A 17,285-nucleotide genomic window follows, 5' to 3' on the forward strand; every position below is an offset into this window, starting at 1 on the left:
GGCCCCATACAATCGGCGGAGTGTCGACGCTCCGTGCCCTGTCCGGTCTGGCCGCGCTCGCGTGTGCGGACAAGTCCTTCCGCGAGGTCCGCGAACGCCGTGGCGAACAGCGCCTCGACATCACCGCACCCGATGCGGCGCGGCCATTCCTCGTCTCGTGCCTGGCCGCCGACGCCGACGCCCCGCTTCTCGTCGTCTCCGCCAACGGTCGGGAGGCCGACGATCTGACCGCCGAGCTCGCGGAGATGCTCGACGACGCCGACGCGGTGGCCCAATTCCCGTCGTGGGAGACCCTCCCGCACGAGCGGCTGTCGCCCAGCGCGGACACCGTGGGTCAGCGACTCGCGGTGCTGCACCGTCTCGCCAATCCCGGCGACAGGCCGCTGCGGGTCGTGGTCACCACGGTCCGCTCACTCGTGCAGCCGATGGCGCCGGGCCTCGGAGACGTCGCCACGGTCACCCTGCGCGAGGGCATCGAGGTCGACTTCGACGGCTTGCTCGCCCAACTCGTCGAGATGGCCTACGAGCGTGTGGACATGGTCGGACGCCGCGGCGAGTTCGCGGTCCGCGGCGGCATCCTCGACGTCTTCCCGACGACCGCCGACCACCCGGTCCGCGTCGAGTTCTGGGGCGACGAGATCACCGAGATGCGGGCGTTCTCGGTCGCCGACCAGCGCAGCCAGCCGGAGGTCGAAGCGACCGAGGTGCGCATCCACCCGGGACGCGAACTGCTCCTCACCGAGAAGGTCCGCACGCGCGCAAGCGATCTCGCCGCGGAGAACCCGGACGACACCACGCTCTCCGAGATGCTCGGCAAACTGGCCGAGGGCATTCCGGTGGAGGGGATGGAGGCGCTGATCCCGGCGCTCGTCGACGGCGAGATGCAGCTGCTGACCGCGGTCGTCCCGGCCGGGACGCGTGTGCTCGTCCTCGATCCGGAGAAGGTCCGGACCCGCGCCGCCGATCTGTCCAAGACCGGTGCGGAGTTCCTCGAGGCGTCGTGGACGGCCGCGGCGATGGGTGCGAATGCACCCATCGACGGCCGCTCGGGTGTCGGCATCGACCTGGAGGCGAGCGCCTACCGTCCGCTCGACGACGTGCGCGCTGCGACGCTCGAGGCGGGCCGCCCCTGGTGGACCCTGTCGCCGTTGTCGACCGGGAGTGGGGACGAACTCGAGCTGGACCTGGTCCCCGGGCCCGCTCCACGCGGCGACGAACGCGAGATCGCAGCCACGTTCGCCCAGCTGCGAGCCCATGTGTCCGACGGCAAGACCGCCGCGATCGTCGTCGCCGGCAAGGGCACCGCCCAGCGCGTCGGCGAGCGACTGTCCGAGGCCGAGGTGCCGTACGTGATCGCCGAGCCGGGACATCGTCCCGAGCCGGGCGAGGTCGCGGTCTTCGGTGCGACGCTGCGCAACGGCATCGTCTGCGCCGACGCCGGTCTCGTCGTCGTCACCGAAGCGGACCTCACCGGTACCCGCGTGGCGAATGTCCGCGACGGGCGCAAACTCCCGGCCAAGCGTCGCAATCAGGTCGACCCGCTGGCCTTGACCGCCGGTGACCTCGTCGTGCACGACCAGCACGGCATCGGCAAGTTCGTCGAGATGATCGAACGCACCGTCTCGGGTGCGCGTCGCGAATACCTGGTCCTGGAGTATGCATCGAGCAAACGCGGCCAGCCCGCCGACCGGTTGTACGTGCCGATGGACGCCCTCGATCAGCTGTCCCGGTACGTCGGTGGCGAGCAGCCCTCGCTGTCCAAGCTCGGCGGGTCGGACTGGCAGAACACGAAGCGCAAGGCGCGCAAGGCCGTTCGCGAGATCGCCGGTGAGCTGGTACAGCTCTACGCCGCACGTCATGCTGCCCCGGGTCACGCCTTCGGGCCCGACACCCCGTGGCAGCAGGAGATGGAAGACGCCTTCGACTTCACCGAGACGATCGATCAGCTGACCGTCATCGCCGAGGTCAAGGCCGACATGGAACGTCCGGTCCCGATGGACCGCGTCGTCGTCGGCGACGTCGGCTACGGCAAGACCGAGATCGCCGTGCGTGCCGCGTTCAAGGCCGTCCAGGACGGCAAGCAGGTGGCCGTCCTGGTGCCGACGACCATTCTCGCGCAACAGCATCTGCAGACGTTCACCGAGCGGATGAGCGGATTCCCCGTGCGGGTGCGCGGGCTGTCGCGTTTCACCGACGCCAAGGAATCCCGCGAGATCACCGAGGCGATGGCCAAGGGCGAGGTCGACATCGTCATCGGTACGCATCGTCTCCTGCAGACCGGCATCACCTGGAAAGACCTCGGACTCGTGATCGTCGACGAGGAACAGCGATTCGGCGTCGAACACAAGGAACACATCAAGTCGCTGCGCACCCACGTCGACGTGCTGACCATGTCCGCGACACCGATTCCGCGAACGCTGGAGATGTCGATGGCCGGCATCCGCGAGATGTCGACGATCCTCACCCCGCCGGAGGAACGCCATCCGGTGCTCACCTACGTCGGCGCCTACGCGCCGAAGCAGGTCGCCGCCGCGATCCGTCGTGAGCTGCTGCGCGACGGTCAGGTGTTCTACGTCCACAATCGTGTCTCGACCATCGACAAGATGGCCAAGGACATCTCCAACATGGTCCCGGAGGCGAGAGTCGTCGTGGCACATGGCCAGATGGGGGAGGACCAGCTCGAGCGCACGGTGTCGGGGTTCTGGAACCGCGAATACGACGTGCTGGTCTGTACGACCATCATCGAGACCGGTCTCGACATCTCCAACGCCAACACGCTCATCGTCGACCGTGCCGAGAACCTCGGCCTCTCGCAGCTTCATCAGTTGCGCGGACGCGTCGGCCGAAGTCGTGAGCGCGGTTACGCCTATCTGCTCTACAGTCCCGATCGTCCGCTGACCGAGACCGCCTACGACCGGCTGGCGACGATCGCCCAGAACAACGAACTCGGCGCCGGGATGGCGGTGGCGCTCAAGGACCTCGAGCTGCGCGGTGCCGGAAACGTGCTCGGCGCAGAGCAATCGGGTCACGTCGCGGGTGTGGGCTTCGATCTGTACGTACGCCTGGTCGGTGAGGCCGTCGAGGCGTATCGCGCGGCCGCCGACGGCCAACCCGTGGAGACGCAGGAGACGGGCGAGGTGCGCATCGATCTGCCGGTGGATGCGCACATCCCGGTCGAGTACGTCGACTCCGACCGCCTGCGCCTGGAGGCGTATCGCAAACTCGCGTCGGCCGGCGACGACGCCGCGGTAGACGCGGTTCTCGTCGAACTCACCGACCGCTATGGTCCGCCACCGGTCGAGACCACCCGACTCGCGTCGATCGCACGTCTGCGTCTGCGCTGCCGCGAACGCGGGATCGCCGAGATCGGTCTGGCCGGACAGGGGGTCAAGATCTCGCCGCTGCCCCTGCTCGACAGCGAACAGGTGCGCCTGCGGCGGTTGTACTCGTCGGCGACATACCGGGCGACGACCTCGGTGGTCACGCTCCCGATCCCGCGGACCGGGGGAGTCGGCTCGGCACGTCTGCGCGACGACGAGCTGATCGAGTACCTCACCACGTTCCTGACGCAGCTGAAGCCGGAGCCGAGCGGCTGACCACTGAAAACCACCCCTGGAAAGCACCCGTCAGGGCGGTGTGAGTGACACTATGTCGTCGAAGTGCCTGCTCAGGGTGGTTTTCGGGGGCGGTTTCCAGGGGTGGTTTTCGGGGGACGGTCGAGAAGCAAGTCGGGGGTCGAGAAAGGACGTACGACGAATGACGGTGGTGCTGCTGGACCCGGCACGGCCCGACCTGATCCCCATCCGGGCGCGCGCCTGGCTCACGGGACCGGTCAAGGTCACCGAGGACGTGCCCGCCGTCCTCCTCTGGGAATTCGACCACGTCGAACCGGTTTTCGACGAGGTGCTCGGTGAGACCCCCGTCGACTCCGTGCTGGTGAGCACCGACGCCGATCACCCGCTCGTCCGCGCCCGCGCCGCCCGCGGTGAGCAGGTCATCGCCGCGGCGAAGGTGTCGGGGATGGCGCTGCTCGACTCGGTCGCCCTGATGGACACGTTGCGCCGCAACGGACCGTGGGAGAGCACCCAGACGCATCACTCACTGCGGCGCTACCTGCTCGAGGAGGTCTACGAACTGCTCGACGCCATCGAGACCGGCGACCAGATCGAGCTGAAGGAAGAACTCGGTGACCTGTTGCTGCAGGTGCTCTTCCATGCGCGCATCGCCGCCGACGATCCGGAGTCGCCGTTCGACATCGACGACGTCGCACGCAGTTTCACCGCCAAGGTGATGGGACGCACCCCCGGTGTGCTGTCGGGCGCCCACGCCGACCTCGAGACCCAGATCCGGGAATGGGAGGAACGCAAGGCCGCCGAGAAGCAGCGCGGTTCCGTCCTCGACGGGGTCGCCACCACACAACCGTCGCTCGCTCTGCTGCAGAAGATCCTCGAACGTCTCACCGCCGCGTCGTATCCGGTGGAGACGATCCCGGCCGAGACCTGGACGGTCACCGTCACCGCAGGCGACGACAGCGTCGAGGCGCAGGCCCGGGACAAGGCTCTGGCACTGATGGCGTCGGTGTACGCCGCCGAGGCACGGGCCAGGGAGCAGGGCGTCGTACTCGATTCACGCGAGGCGTGGCTGAGCGTGCTCGCGGGCTGAGCAGGACCTCACTCGAAAAGTCGCTGCCCCCACCACTCGCCGGGCTCGAGGCCCGGTGGGATCGCGAAGGTCGACGAGCCGTTGGGGATCAGGTACTCGGTCATCGCGTCCTGGCGGGACAGGATCTGCTGCATGGGGACGAACTGTTTGCCGGTGTCGCGGTTGAAGGCGATGAAGAACAGGCCGGCGTCGAGGTGGCCGAACCCGTCGGAGCCGTCGGTGAAGTTGTAGCCGCGGCGAAGAATCCGCACGCCACCGAGATTGTCCGGATGCGCCAGCCGCACATGGGAGTTCCGCGCGATGACCGGTGTGCCCCCGGAGGTGATCGCGAAGTCGGGGTCGTCGAACTCGCCGGACTTGCCCAACGGTGCACCGGACCGTTTGGTGCGGCCGACGATCTGCTCCTGCTCGAAGAGGTTGGCGCGGTCCCACGGTTCGATGTCCATGCGGATGCGGCGGGCGACGAGGTAGGTGCCGCCGGTCATCCACTGCGCCGCCGGTGGATTGTCCTCGGGACCGACCCACACCCAGCGGTCGAGGAGGTCGGTGTCCTCGGCGCGCAGGTTCGCCGTTCCGTCCTTGAATCCGAACAGGTTTCGGGGTGTGTCCTGGGACTGCGTCGTCGACGACGTCCGGCCGAACCCGAGCTGCGACCAGCGGACCGACATGACGCCCACCGCCATCCGCGCCAGGTTGCGGATCGCGTGGACCGCGACCTGCGGATCGTCGGCGCAGGCCTGCACGCAGATGTCGCCGTACGACCGTGCGGGTTCGATCTTCTCGGCCGCGAACATCGGCAGGTCGACGAGCGCCGGCGGTCGACGGTCGGCGAGCCCGAACCGATCGGGACGGTCGGGAGCCGACGCGCTGGGACCGAAGAGTCCGGGTCCGAAGCCGATCGTGAGGGTCAGGTGAGCGGCGCTCAGTCCCAACGCTTCTCCGGTGTCCTCCGGTGGCGTGTACTCGCCGAGTCCGGTGGCGCCGTCGGCGACGGTCTCCTCACCACGGGTCATGCGTTCGGCGGCCTCGGTCCAGCGGCGCAGCACGGACACGAGTTCGTCCCGGTTGTCGGTGACCACGTCGAAACTCGCGAAATGCAGACGATCCTGGGCGGCGGTGATGATGCCCGCCTGGCGCGGACCCCGGAACTCGACCACGTGATCGGCTGACGGTGCCGGGGTGGTGGCGCGCCCGACGGCCACCCCGCCCGCGGCGACGAGCAACCCGGCGCCGGTCCCGCCGAGGATCGCACGACGCGACAGACCGCGTCGTGTCGTGCGCCTCACGGGTTCGGTGGTCTGTGCGTCGTCGGGGCGGGGAGCCGGATCATTCATTGCTGCAACACGATTCCTGGTACCTGGGACAGGGTGGCCGACAGTGCGTCGATCTGATTCGACAGTTCTTTGCGCTGCTCCGGGGTGACCTCGGTGTACGACACGTAGCCGTCACCTTCACGGTAGGAGTTGACCGAGGTGCGAACCGTCGCGAACTGGGCGGTGATCTTGTCCATCAGCGCCGGGTTCTTGGCGGAGATGATCGGCTGCAGCGTCGCGATCGCGGTTTCCGAACCGTCGAGGTTGCCCGCGAAGTCCCAGAGATCGGTGTGGGAGTAGCGGTCCTCCTCGCCGTCGACCTTGGTGGCGGCGACCTCGTCGATCAGCGCCTGCGGGCCCTTCACGAACGAGAGTGTCTCGAACTCGAAGTCGGGTTTGCTGACCTCGTCGCGAAGCTTGGTGACGTTGGCGAGCAGACCGTCGGCGATCCCGGCGATGGCCTGCGGGTTGTCGGTCTCCTTGGCGTTCGCGGCATCCGACGGGGTGATCTGCCCGGGCGCATCGCCGATCTCGGCGGGCTGCGGCGGCCACAGGAAACGTTCGATGCGATGGAATCCGGTGAACGGCTGGGAGCCGTCCTCGGTGTCGTCCCACCGCATGTCGACGGCGGGGTCGAGGTCGGGGAAGGACTCGGCGACCGGCTCGATCCGTTCGTACGGCGTGCGGACGAGGCCGAATTGCGCTCGCGCAGCGTCGAGATCGCCCTTCTTGATGTTGTCGACGAACGTCGTCGTCTGGGCGTGCAGTGTGTTCAGCTGATTGCGGACGTATTCGAGGTACTGCGCCTTGGCGGCCGTCACGTCGGCCGGGACGCCGGATTTCTCCTTGCGCTCACCGCCGACCTCGAGCTCGGTACGGATGCCGGTACCGACCATGCCGGGCTTGCACGCGACGGTGTAGGTGCCGGGTTCGACGATCTCGACGGTCAGGTTCCCCGAGAGTCCGGGGCCGATGTTCTCGACCTCGCCGAGCACGCGGTTGTTGTTTCCGTAGACGTAGAACTCGGTGACCTTGTTGCCCGAGTTGGTGACCGTGAAGTCGATGTTCCCGGTCGTGGCCTCGTTCGAAGCCAGCTCGCAGGCGTCGGCGGTGGAGGTCACGGCGATCGCGCCCTCGGCGCTGCTCTTCTCGGTACAGCCGGTCAGCAAGATGGGGGTGAGCACCACCGCGGCCGCAGATGCGGCCACCACGGTTCTACGGTTCACTGAGGATTCCTTTCGGGGGTGGGCTCCGCAGGTGCGGGGCTCTCGTCGGGGGTTCGGGTCCTCTGGGCGACGGCCCGCCGGCCGGCTCGCTGGCGGCGGAAGAAGATCGCGGTCACCACGACCACGTAGACGATCCAGACGAGCACCTGCAGCACCGTCGGATCCGGCCGCACGTTGAAGATGCCGCCCAGGACGGTTCCGTACCACGAGGAGGCGTCGTACGTGCCGGAGACGTCGAACGCGATGTTGCCGAGACCGGGTAGCCAGCCCACCGTCTGCAGCGCGCGGATTCCGTAGGTGAGGATTCCGGCGGCGACGACGATCAGGAACAGACCCGTGTAGGTGAAGAACACCGAGAGGTTCATCCGGATGGCGCCGCGGTAGATCAGCACCGTCAGCACGATGGCGGCGAGGATCCCGACCACGAGTCCAAGCAGTGGCCACAACCCGCCGGACACACTCTCGGCATAGCCGACCATCAGCAGCGCGGTCTCGAAGCCCTCACGTCCGACGGCCAGGAACGCCAGACCCAGCACCGACGCACCGCCGGCGAGGAGCGCCTTCGACATCCCGCTCTTGAGGTCGGCGGAGATGTGGGACGAGGCCTCGCTCATCCACAGCACCATGAACGTCACGATTCCGACCGCCACCAGCGATGCGACGCCGGCGATGGTCTCGGCCGCGAGCGGCGTCATCGTCGACGTACCGAAGTGGATGACGAGGAACACCACGAGGGTCATGGCGATTGCCGCACCCACGCCCGCCCAGATCCACTTCAGGGCGTCCCGGCGGTCGGTCTTGACGACGAACGCGACCAGGACCATGACCACGATGCCGGTCTCGAGACCCTCGCGGAGACCGATGAGGGCGCTGCCGAACATCTGGGTGTAGATCGACGGGCCCCCGCCGGCAGCGAGGAAAGACGTGCCGCTGGAGGCAAGTGCCGATATGTAATCCACTCGGTGGTCCATCTCCTTGGCGCCCCGCGGCACCGTTTGTTCTGTAAGGCTAGCCATAGCGAGAGTAGACCCAGGGTCGGAGGGCGCATAGGGCACATCGCCCTACCCGGGCGTGCGTCGCCCGTCGCCGCGGAGTTCGGCGCACGATGAATTCAACTGCGGGGCCGCTGCGGTGGGCGGTATGTCGGTATTCGGCGTCGGTGCGACCCCGGCACCGCCGTCCATCTGCGTCATCATGGGGAATGGCCCGCGAGAACGTCATCCTGATCCACTGGCACGACCTCGGACGCCATCTGACGTGCTACGGCGCGGACGGCGTCTCGTCACCGGCCCTCGATCAGCTGGCCGCGCACGGCATCCGTTTCGCCGACGCCCATTCCACCGCGCCGCTGTGCTCCCCGGCTCGCGGATCGCTGTTCACCGGGCGATACCCCCACCGCAACGGGCTCGTCGGGCTCGCCCACCACGGGTTCGAGTACCACGCGGATGTGCGGACACTGCCGTCGCTGCTCGCCGACGCGGGGTACCGGTCGGTGCTGTTCGGGATGCAACACGAGAGCGCGGACCCGCAGCGCCTCGGCTTCGACTCGGTCGACGTCTCCGACTCCCGGTGCGACCACGTGGTCGAGCAGTCCCAGGACTGGCTCCGGCGCCACGCCGACGAGGATCGGCCCTTCTTCCTGACCGCCGGCTTCTTCGAGACCCATCGGCCGTACCCGGCGGACGAGTACGAGCCGTCCGACACCAGTGGCATCGCCGTCCCGGGATTCCTGCCCGACACCGATGACGTCCGCGAGGACCTCGCGGGTCTCCATGGCTCCATCACCAAGGCCGACGCCGCGGTCGGGCGCCTGCTCGACACCGTTGCCGAGCTGGGTCTGGATTCGTCGACGTGGATCGTGTTCATCACCGACCACGGCCTGGCGTTCCCGCGCGCGAAGTCGACGCTCTACGCGGCGGGGACCGGCGTCGCGCTCATCATGCGGCCACCGACGCAGCGCGGGATCGAACCGCAGGTCTACGACGACCTGTTCTCCGGAGTCGACCTGACGCCGACCCTGCTGGAGCTGCTCGGTGTCGAGATCCCCGACGAGGTGGACGGTGACTCTCACGCGTCGGCTCTCGTCGGGCCGCTCGGCGAGCCGGCCGCGGCCGTCCGCACCGAGGTGTTCACCGAGAAGACCTATCACGACGCCTTCGACCCGATCCGCGCCGTGCGCACCAAGGAGCACAGCTACATCGAGAACTTCGCGACCCGCCCGGCGCTGTTGTTGCCGCTCGACATCGCCGACAGCCTGTCCGCACGATCGCTGGATATCGAAGCGATACAACAGGACCGGCCGCGGGTCGAGTTGTACGACCTGCGTTCCGATCCCCATGAGCGCAACAATGTCGCCGAGGACCCGGCGTATGCCGAGGTGCGTGCGGCACTCGCCGCGACCCTCTCCGCGTGGCGCGCCGAGACCGGTGACGACCTGCCGGACGAGGCCACCGGCACGGCCATCGCCCAACGCTTCATGGGCGCTTTGAATGCGAAGGCGCCGCGGGTGGAGTCGCAGGAAGACGCGTTGCCGTCGCGTCGTCCCCGGGGGTCGCGCCGCTGAGCCGAGAGCCACCCCGTCTGGACACTCACTACAGTCGTTACGTGTCAAGGGTTTCGGGCCGGACGCTGCCGACCGAGGCTCAGCGGGAGTAGACCGCGCGCGGTGGACTGCGTGGTGCCCGCTATCCGTGGGGCGACGCGCGCCCCGGTCCGGACCGACCCGGGGAACCGAACGCAACCGCCGGCAGTTGTCTTTTGTGAGCCACGCGGTTGTGTGTTGTGTGCGGGACCACGCCGTCACATGTGCGATCGTGGTCGCTCGGGCGGGCATCGGCTCGCTCCAGACCTGAGACAGGAGTGGAACGGGGAATGCGTGTGGTGGGCCGGGGGCGGAATCGTCGCTCGTGGAGGAGTGGGCTCGTGGCGGGTGTCGTGGCGATCGCATCGTCGGTGCTGCTCTCCGCGTGCATCGACCTCCCGTCGCTGAACAGGCCGGACATCCCCGAGGGCATCCCGCCCGGCGCCGGGGTGCCGCAGCCCTACATCGACATCAACGCACCCGGCCGGACCGCCGACAAGATGCGCGAGTGGGCCGAGCCCATCTCGAAGTCGACCGGCATCCCGGTCGTGTCCCTGCAGGCCTACGGCAACGCCGCCGAGATCCAGCGCCAGCAGCACCCCGAATGCGGCCTCGCGTGGACGACCCTCGCCGGAATCGCAGGTGTCGAGAGCAAACACGGGCACTACCGTGGTTCCGATGTCGCCGCCAACGGCGACGTCAGCCCGCCGATCCGCGGGGTCAAGCTCGACGGCACCAAGGGCAATATGGAGATCCGTGACTCCGACGGCGGCGGTCTCGACGGCGACTCCACCCACGATCGCGCCATGGGGCCGTTCCAGTTCATCCCCGAGACGTGGAAGCGCTACGGCGTGGACGCCAGCGGGGACGGTGTGCCGGACCCGGACAACATCGACGACGCGGCCCTCTCCGCGGCCCGCTACCTGTGCGTCTCGTCGGGCAACGACATGACGGTCGCCGAAGGGTGGGAGAAGGCCATCCGCCGATACAACAACTCGATGGCATACGTCCTCGACGTACGCGATCACGCCAACGCCTACTCCATCAATGTTCGGTTCTGACCCCGTCGGTGTTCGATTCTGACTCCGTCGACGCCCGGCTGGTAACCGGGATCCGGACGGTTGCTGCCGTGGCCCGAGACCTTGTCTCGTGCACCGTGGGGGCAGCCACTACTCTTTGACCTACCGACCGGCATCACAGCCGGCACGTCCACCGAGATCGGAGTTCAGTCGTGGCAATCATCGAGCAGGTAGGTGCGCGCGAGATTCTCGATTCGCGGGGAAACCCGACGGTCGAGGTCGAGGTCGTCCTGGACGACGGCACCTTCACCCGCGCCGCCGTTCCCTCGGGCGCATCCACCGGGGAACACGAGGCCGTCGAGCTCCGTGACGGTGGCGAGCGGTACCTGGGCAAGGGTGTCACCAAGGCCGTCGAGGGCGTCCTCGGCGAGCTGGCCCCCGCGGTGATCGGCATCGAGGCCGAGGAACAGCGTCTCGTCGACCAGGCACTGCTGGATTGCGACGGAACCCCGGACAAGAGCCGCATCGGTGCCAACGCGCTGCTCGGCGTGTCGCTCGCGGTCGCCAAGGGCGCCGCCGAGTCGGCCGGTCTGCCCCTGTTCCGCTACATCGGCGGCCCCAACGCCCACATCCTGCCGGTCCCGATGATGAACATCATCAACGGCGGTGAGCATGCCGACAACGGCATCGACTTCCAGGAGTTCATGATCGCGCCGGTCGGCGCTCCCACCTTCAAGGAGGCCCTCCGCTGCGGCGCCGAGGTCTACCACGCGCTCAAGTCGGTGCTGAACAAGCAGGGCCTGAACACCGCGCTCGGTGACGAGGGCGGCTTCGCCCCCGACCTGCCGAACACCGAGGCCGCGATCGCCGTGATCGGTGAGGCCGTCGGCAAGGCCGGCTACAACTTCGGTCGCGACGTCGTCATCGCGCTCGACGCGGCGTCGACCGAGTTCTACTCGAACGGCGCCTACAAGCTCGAGGGCAAGGAGTTCGGCGCCGACGACATGGTCTCGTTCTACGAGAAGCTCATCAGCGACTACCCGATCGTGTCGATCGAGGACGGTCTGTCCGAGGACGACTGGGCCGGCTGGGCCAAGCTGACCGAGTCGATCGGCGACAAGGTGCAGCTGGTCGGTGACGACCTGTTCGTGACCAACCCCGAGCGCCTCGAAGAGGGCATCTCGAAGGGCATCGCCAACGCGTTGCTGGTCAAGGTCAACCAGATCGGCACGCTGACCGAGACCCTCGACGCCGTCGCTCTCGCGCACAACAACGGCTACAAGTCGATGATGAGCCACCGGTCGGGCGAGACCGAGGACACCACCATCGCCGACCTGGCCGTCGCCTGCAGCTGCGGCCAGATCAAGACCGGCGCGCCCGCTCGTTCCGAGCGCGTCGCCAAGTACAACCAGCTGCTGCGCATCGAAGAGGGTCTCGGCGATGCGGCACGCTACGCGGGCGACCTCGCCTTCCCGCGTTTCTCGTTTGGTTCGTGATTAGCTGTCTTCATGGCTTCTGATCGACGTCACCGCGGTGACGGGCGTCAGCGTGCGCGGGACCGGAGGGTCGACCCGCGCGTACGCGACGCCCGTCGCACGCGACGACACGATCGGTCCGGCCGGCCGGCCCGACCTGTATCACCGGTCTCGGTCGTCGAGACCGGTGAGCAGGAGCTGATCAGCGACGACGCGGCGGCCGAAGGCCAGGACAGCGCCGCCGACAGCCCGGCCCCGTCCGGGGAGCGAGTCACCACACGACCCCGCCCGAGCGCATCCCGCGGCCGGATGCGATCCGGACTGGGTGCTCGGCTCCGCCGGCTCGAGATGACCCCGGCGACGGTCGCAACGCTCGTCATCACCGTCGTCGTGGTCTGCGTCGTGGCCCTCACGCTGGCCATGCCGCTGCGCACCTACTTCAGTCAGCGTTCGGAGTTCCGGCAGCTCACCGCGTCGAACGAACAGCTGCGGCGCGAGGTCGCCGACTATCAGCAGAAGGTCAACGAGCAGAACGACCCCGCCTACATCGAGGCCCAGGCGCGGACGCGTCTGCAATTCGTCAAACCAGGAGAGATTCCGCTCGTGATGTTGTTCCCCGCCGACGAGGCCCGCCGCGAGGCCGCCGAACGAGCCGAGGAGCGCGCGCGTGCGCCCTGGTACGGCAACCTCTGGGACACCCTGTCGACTCCGCCCGCCGCGCAGTGAGGTCAGAGACCGTGAGCGTGTCCGAAGACGACCTCGCCACCGTCGCAGCCCAGCTGGGGCGTGAACCGCGCGGGGTCATCGAGATCAGCTATCGCACTCCCGACGGTCAGCCGGCGGTGGTCAAGACCGCGCCGCGGCTGCCCGACGGCACCCCGTTCCCGACGCTGTACTACCTGACCGATCCGCGGCTGACCGCCGAGGCGAGCCGGCAGGAATCGGCCGGGGTCATGAAGGGGATGACGGCCCGGTTGTCGTCGGACCCGGAACTCGCCGCCGCATACCGTCGCGCGCACGAGGACTACCTCGCCGAACGCGACGCCATCGAATCGCTCGGCACCGACTTCACCGGCGGCGGGATGCCGGATCGGGTGAAGTGCCTGCACGTGCTGATCGCCCACTCGCTCGCCAAGGGGCCGGGACTCAACCCGCTCGGCGACGAAGCGGTCGCCCTCGCGGCCGCCAATGGGTTGCGCGGCAGCGCGATTCCCGCCGACTGGCCGGAGACCTTGCCGACTGAGACCTTGCCGCCGACGGAGACCTCCGGAGACGACGCGTGACGATCGTCGGTGCCGTCGACTGCGGTACCAACTCGATCCGTCTGCTCATCGCACGGCCGGGGGAGGACGGGCGCCTCGTCGACCTGCATCGCGAAATGCGGATTGTGCGACTCGGTTACGGCGTGGACGCCACGGGACAGTTCGCGCCGGAATCGATCGAACGTACCCGGATCGCGCTCGCCGACTACGTCACGACGATGGAATCGCTGGGCGTCGAGAAGGTCCGGATGGTCGCGACGTCGGCGACCCGCGACGCGTCGAACCGCGACGAGTTCTTCGCGATGACCGCCGATCTGCTGGGATGTGTGTCCGACGGCGCGATCGCCGAGGTCATCTCGGGTGACGAGGAGGCACGGCTGTCGTTCCGCGGTGCCGTCGGCGAATTGGACCCGGCCAGTGGACCTTTCGTGGTCACCGATCTCGGCGGAGGTTCGACCGAGGTGGTGCTCGGCGACGCCGACGGTGTCCACGCCGCATACTCCGCGGACATCGGGTGCGTGCGCCTGACCGAACGGACTCTGCCGTCGGACCCGCCGACCGCCGACGAGATCGCCGCGGCCCAGGCGTTCGCCGCAGAGCGGTTGGCCGAGGCCTTCACGCGGGTGCCGGTGGAGTCGGCCCGCACGTGGGTCGGCGTTGCCGGGACGATGACGACGCTCGCCGTGCTCGGCGCCGGACTCACCGAATACGACTCCGAGAAGATCCACCTCTCCCGTATCTCGCTGCCCGACCTGGACCGCGTGTGCTGGGACCTCATCGGCATGACGCGCGCCGATCGTGCCGCGCTGGGGCCGATGCATCCCGGTCGCGTCGACGTCATCGGTGGGGGATCGCTGGTCACGCTGGAACTGGCCCGGGTGCTGTCCGAACGCGCGGGTATCGCCGAACTCGTCGTCAGCGAACACGACATCCTCGACGGGATCGCGCTGGGCATTCTGGACTGAGCGGCCGGCCCGATAAGATGTGACGCATGGCATACAACCTGCACTGCCCCTGTGGCGAGTCCATCACCGCACTCGAGGACGACTTCGTCCCCAAGGTCCAGGCCCATCTGGCGGCCGAACATCCCGGCCGGGACTACAGCGAGACCGAGATCATGATGATGGCGATGACCGTGCCCGACCGCGCGGTGAAGGACTAACCCTTCGAGACGCCCTCCGCAAGCTCCGGGCTCCTCAGGGAGCGGATGTAAACCCACCCCTTTTCGGCAGAATCACCACCTCGCGGGGTGGTGATTCTGCCGAAAAGAGGGGGGTTTGCGTGTCAGACGGCTGCGGGGTTCCGCAGCGAGATGTTGTTGCACGCCTCGCAGACCGACTCGGGGATGATGCCTTCACGCTGCAGGAAACCGAAGATGGTGCAACCGAGGCAGAATCCGAAGACCGATTCGAGTGTCGCGGCGGCGATCAGGATGCCGGTGGCGAGCTGTGCGGCCAGGCCGAAACCGAACAGGCTGAGCACGAACGCGACACCGCTGACCACCAGGCCGATGGCCTGGGCGAAACGCTTCGGCGGACCCGGGACGAGCTTCTCCTTGCGGACGATCTTCGGGACGATGAACTTCACCGAGAGCTGACCGAAAGGGGAGAGCGTCGGACCCGACGCCACGCGCAGCGCGAAGCCGAGGGCCAGAAGGCCGTAGACGATCGGTTCGTTGACCGCGACCGCGATGATCGCGAGGACGACAACCAGGCCGGCGGTGGTCCGGGCCGCATAGTCGTTCACGGGGTTGGGAAAGGTGAGAACCTCACGCACCGACATCGACAGAAACCTCCATGAACTAGGAAAACCAGGACCAAGTTACGGGTGAGCCCGCGCTTTGGCAAAGGTTGTATTCACCCAGATCGCAACAGAGGTGAGTTCTGTCTCACAAATGATCGGTGTCAGGTGCGATGCGGGGTTCCTCGGCCGCGATCTCCCGCGGGTCGGCTACGTCGGGTTCGTCCTGATCTGTGACACCACCGTCGTTGGCGAGTTCGGCCTCACGGGAGATCTCGCCCTCCTGGTCGATTCCGGTCTGCTCGCCGACGTCGATGCGGTCGGGAACCTCGTCCATGTCCACTCCTGTCACTTTGCGTGCCTGCTCGGATTCGGAGAAGGGCGCCGACATGTCGGCGTCTTTGATCGCCTCGGCGTAGGCGAACTCGGCGTCGATGATCTCCCAATCGCCGCCTCGGGCCCGCTCGTCGGCCTTTGCCTTACGTGCGGCCTCACGCATCTCGAACCCGTCGGTGACGATCTCCCCGATCTCGCGGGTGACACCGGCTACGGCGCCGGTGATGATCGTCGCGATCCGGCCGACGTGCGTGGCCGTCGACTCGATCAGTTCCTGGAACAGGTCCTTGTTGCGTTCGATGCTGTCGACCATCTCTAACCCCCTGGGTGCTGAAGGGTGTGTGTCCCCGCGTGTGAGTGTCCGCGCACGGCCGTACGTGCGGCTGGTCCCGAGGGTACCCTCGGGACCAGCTGATCAAACGATTCCTAAAATGCGCTGGTCAGGCAGCAGAAACGGGCTTCTCGCGCTCGACGATGACGGTCAGATCGTCGTCGTCGCGGGTCATCCAGTTGGGCAGCGACAGCTTTGCGATCTTCTTCCAGGTCGACGCCAGCTGGTGACTGAGCGAGCCGGTGTTGTACGGCAATCCGTAGCGCTCGCAGATCTCTTGGACCTCGGCGGACATCGACGGGTAGCGGCTCGCGGGGATGTCCGGGAACAGGTGGTGTTCGATCTGGTGGGACAGGTTGCCGCTCATGATGTGGAACAGGGGGCTGCCGGTGATGTTGGCCGAGCCGAGCATCTGCCGCAGGTACCACTGTCCGCGGGTCTCGTTCTGGCATTCCTCCGAGGTGAAAGTCTGTGCCCCGGTGGGGAAGTGGCCGCAGAAGATGATCGAGTACGTCCAGACGTTGCGCACCAGGTTGGCGGCGGCGTTGCCGACGAGCGTCGGAACGAACAGCGGGCCGGTCAGCGCCGGGAAGACGACGTAGTCCTTGAGGACCTGCCGGCCTGCCTTGCGCCACATGCCTTTCACCAGGCCCTTGATGTCACTCCACTTGCGCTTGCCCTGGATCACGTTCTCCGCCTCCAGGTCATGGAGCATGACGCCCCACTCGAAGAGGAGCATGAGGGCGGTCGCATAGCCGAGGTTGCCCAGGTAGTAGGGATTCCACTTCTGGTCACGCGCCATCCGCAGGATGCCGTAACCGATGTCGCGGTCCTCGCCGATGATGTTGGTGAACGTGTGGTGCAGGTAGTTGTGGCTGTGCTTCCACTGGTCGGCCGGACACACGGTGTCCCACTCGAATTCGCGGGAGTTGTAGGTGTCCTCACGCATCCAGTCGTACTGGCCGTGCATCACGTTGTGGCCGATCTCCATGTTGTCGAGGATCTTCGACACCGAGAGTGCGCCGACGGCGGCGACCCACGCCGGAGGGAAGAACCCGAGGTACATCAGTGCGCGACCACCGATCTCGAATCCTCGCTGGGCGCGGATGACGGAGTACAGGTAGTCGCGGTCCTTCTGGCCGAGATCGGCGACGATGCGGGAGCGCAGTTCGTCGAGGTCGCGTCCCAGGGCCTCGACCTGCTCGTAGGACAGGACGACGGTGTTGGGGTCTGCGGGTGTGTTGTTGTCCGAGGTCTTCTCGGCGGCGCGCAGGGCCGGCAGGTTCTCGGTGGGCGCCTTGCGGGCGGCCTTTTCGATGTCGATGGTCATGGTGTGCCTC

Annotated in this window: 15 protein-coding genes and 1 pseudogene; 10 read left to right on the top strand and 6 right to left on the bottom strand. The window is 67.5% G+C overall.

The window, feature by feature from the left end; genetic code table 11:
* Positions 1–20 precede the first annotated feature (20 nt).
* Together mfd and IHQ52_RS10575 are read left to right on the top strand one after the other, a co-directional pair.
* Positions 21–3,596: a transcription-repair coupling factor gene (gene mfd, locus IHQ52_RS10570; protein ID WP_191834851.1), complete on the top strand. Its 3,576-nt coding sequence runs from the start codon at positions 21–23 to the stop codon at positions 3,594–3,596.
* Positions 3,597–3,756: 160 nt separating this feature from the next.
* Positions 3,757–4,662: a nucleoside triphosphate pyrophosphohydrolase gene (locus IHQ52_RS10575; RefSeq protein WP_006434323.1), complete on the top strand. Its 906-nt coding sequence runs from the start codon at positions 3,757–3,759 to the stop codon at positions 4,660–4,662.
* A gap of 8 nt (positions 4,663–4,670) precedes the next feature.
* Here the strand turns inward: IHQ52_RS10575 and efeB are convergent, their stop codons facing one another.
* From efeB to efeU, 3 genes are read right to left on the bottom strand one after another with little or no spacing between them, the layout of a single operon-like run.
* The gene (gene efeB / locus IHQ52_RS10580) at positions 4,671–5,996 is read right to left on the bottom strand and encodes an iron uptake transporter deferrochelatase/peroxidase subunit (protein ID WP_006434324.1); all 1,326 of its coding nucleotides are present in this window, start codon (positions 5,994–5,996) and stop codon (positions 4,671–4,673) included.
* Complete coding sequence (gene efeO / locus IHQ52_RS10585; protein ID WP_006434325.1) at positions 5,993–7,201, bottom strand: iron uptake system protein EfeO; 1,209 nt, start codon at positions 7,199–7,201, stop codon at positions 5,993–5,995. Before efeO ends, efeB begins: the two co-directional genes overlap by 4 nt.
* Entirely contained in the window at positions 7,198–8,160 is a 963-nt protein-coding gene (efeU, locus tag IHQ52_RS10590) for an iron uptake transporter permease EfeU (protein WP_024497807.1), read from the bottom strand. The genes efeO and efeU overlap by 4 nt, the downstream gene beginning before the upstream one ends.
* Positions 8,161–8,402: 242 nt before the next feature.
* Here efeU and IHQ52_RS10595 point away from each other — a divergent pair, with 242 nt between their 5' ends.
* The 8 genes and pseudogenes from IHQ52_RS10595 (at position 8,403) to IHQ52_RS10630 (ending at position 14,700) form a co-directional block, all read left to right on the top strand.
* Positions 8,403–9,764 carry a sulfatase family protein gene (locus IHQ52_RS10595; protein ID WP_096273634.1) on the top strand — a complete coding sequence of 454 codons (1,362 nt, stop codon included), beginning with the start codon at positions 8,403–8,405 and terminating at the stop codon, positions 9,762–9,764.
* 53 nt (positions 9,765–9,817) lie between these two features.
* A pseudogene (locus IHQ52_RS23835) lies at positions 9,818–9,925 on the top strand (SUMF1/EgtB/PvdO family nonheme iron enzyme); the annotation flags it as partial.
* Between the two features lie 147 nt (positions 9,926–10,072).
* The gene (locus tag IHQ52_RS10605) at positions 10,073–10,843 is read left to right on the top strand and encodes a lytic transglycosylase domain-containing protein (RefSeq protein ID WP_024497805.1); all 771 of its coding nucleotides are present in this window, start codon (positions 10,073–10,075) and stop codon (positions 10,841–10,843) included.
* Between the two features lie 170 nt (positions 10,844–11,013).
* Positions 11,014–12,297 (top strand): phosphopyruvate hydratase, encoded by a 1,284-nt coding sequence (gene eno, locus IHQ52_RS10610; RefSeq protein WP_006434329.1) that lies wholly within the window; start codon positions 11,014–11,016, stop codon positions 12,295–12,297.
* Positions 12,298–12,309: 12 nt separating this feature from the next.
* Entirely contained in the window at positions 12,310–13,002 is a 693-nt protein-coding gene (locus IHQ52_RS10615) for a septum formation initiator family protein (protein ID WP_006434330.1), read from the top strand.
* A gap of 11 nt (positions 13,003–13,013) precedes the next feature.
* Positions 13,014–13,559 carry a DUF501 domain-containing protein gene (locus IHQ52_RS10620; protein ID WP_006434332.1) on the top strand — a complete coding sequence of 182 codons (546 nt, stop codon included), beginning with the start codon at positions 13,014–13,016 and terminating at the stop codon, positions 13,557–13,559.
* On the top strand, positions 13,556–14,503 hold the full coding sequence (locus IHQ52_RS10625; RefSeq protein ID WP_096273638.1) for a Ppx/GppA phosphatase family protein: 948 nt from the start codon (positions 13,556–13,558) through the stop codon (positions 14,501–14,503). Before IHQ52_RS10620 ends, IHQ52_RS10625 begins: the two co-directional genes overlap by 4 nt.
* A 26-nt stretch (positions 14,504–14,529) precedes the next feature.
* Positions 14,530–14,700: a hypothetical protein gene (locus IHQ52_RS10630; RefSeq protein WP_182156268.1), complete on the top strand. Its 171-nt coding sequence runs from the start codon at positions 14,530–14,532 to the stop codon at positions 14,698–14,700.
* Between the two features lie 122 nt (positions 14,701–14,822).
* Here the strand turns inward: IHQ52_RS10630 and IHQ52_RS10635 are convergent, their stop codons facing one another.
* From IHQ52_RS10635 to IHQ52_RS10645, 3 genes are all read right to left on the bottom strand, one after another.
* The gene (locus IHQ52_RS10635; protein ID WP_096273640.1) at positions 14,823–15,320 is read right to left on the bottom strand and encodes a DUF4395 domain-containing protein; all 498 of its coding nucleotides are present in this window, start codon (positions 15,318–15,320) and stop codon (positions 14,823–14,825) included.
* A 106-nt stretch (positions 15,321–15,426) separates the two neighbouring features.
* Complete coding sequence (locus IHQ52_RS10640; RefSeq protein WP_096273642.1) at positions 15,427–15,927, bottom strand: hypothetical protein; 501 nt, start codon at positions 15,925–15,927, stop codon at positions 15,427–15,429.
* Positions 15,928–16,054: 127 nt separating this feature from the next.
* On the bottom strand, positions 16,055–17,275 hold the full coding sequence (locus tag IHQ52_RS10645; RefSeq protein WP_006434338.1) for a fatty acid desaturase family protein: 1,221 nt from the start codon (positions 17,273–17,275) through the stop codon (positions 16,055–16,057).
* Positions 17,276–17,285 lie beyond the last annotated feature (10 nt).

The sequence above is a fragment of the Gordonia amicalis genome, from assembly GCF_022059885.1.
In the GTDB taxonomy this organism is placed as follows: Bacteria; Actinomycetota; Actinomycetes; order Mycobacteriales; family Mycobacteriaceae; genus Gordonia; species Gordonia amicalis.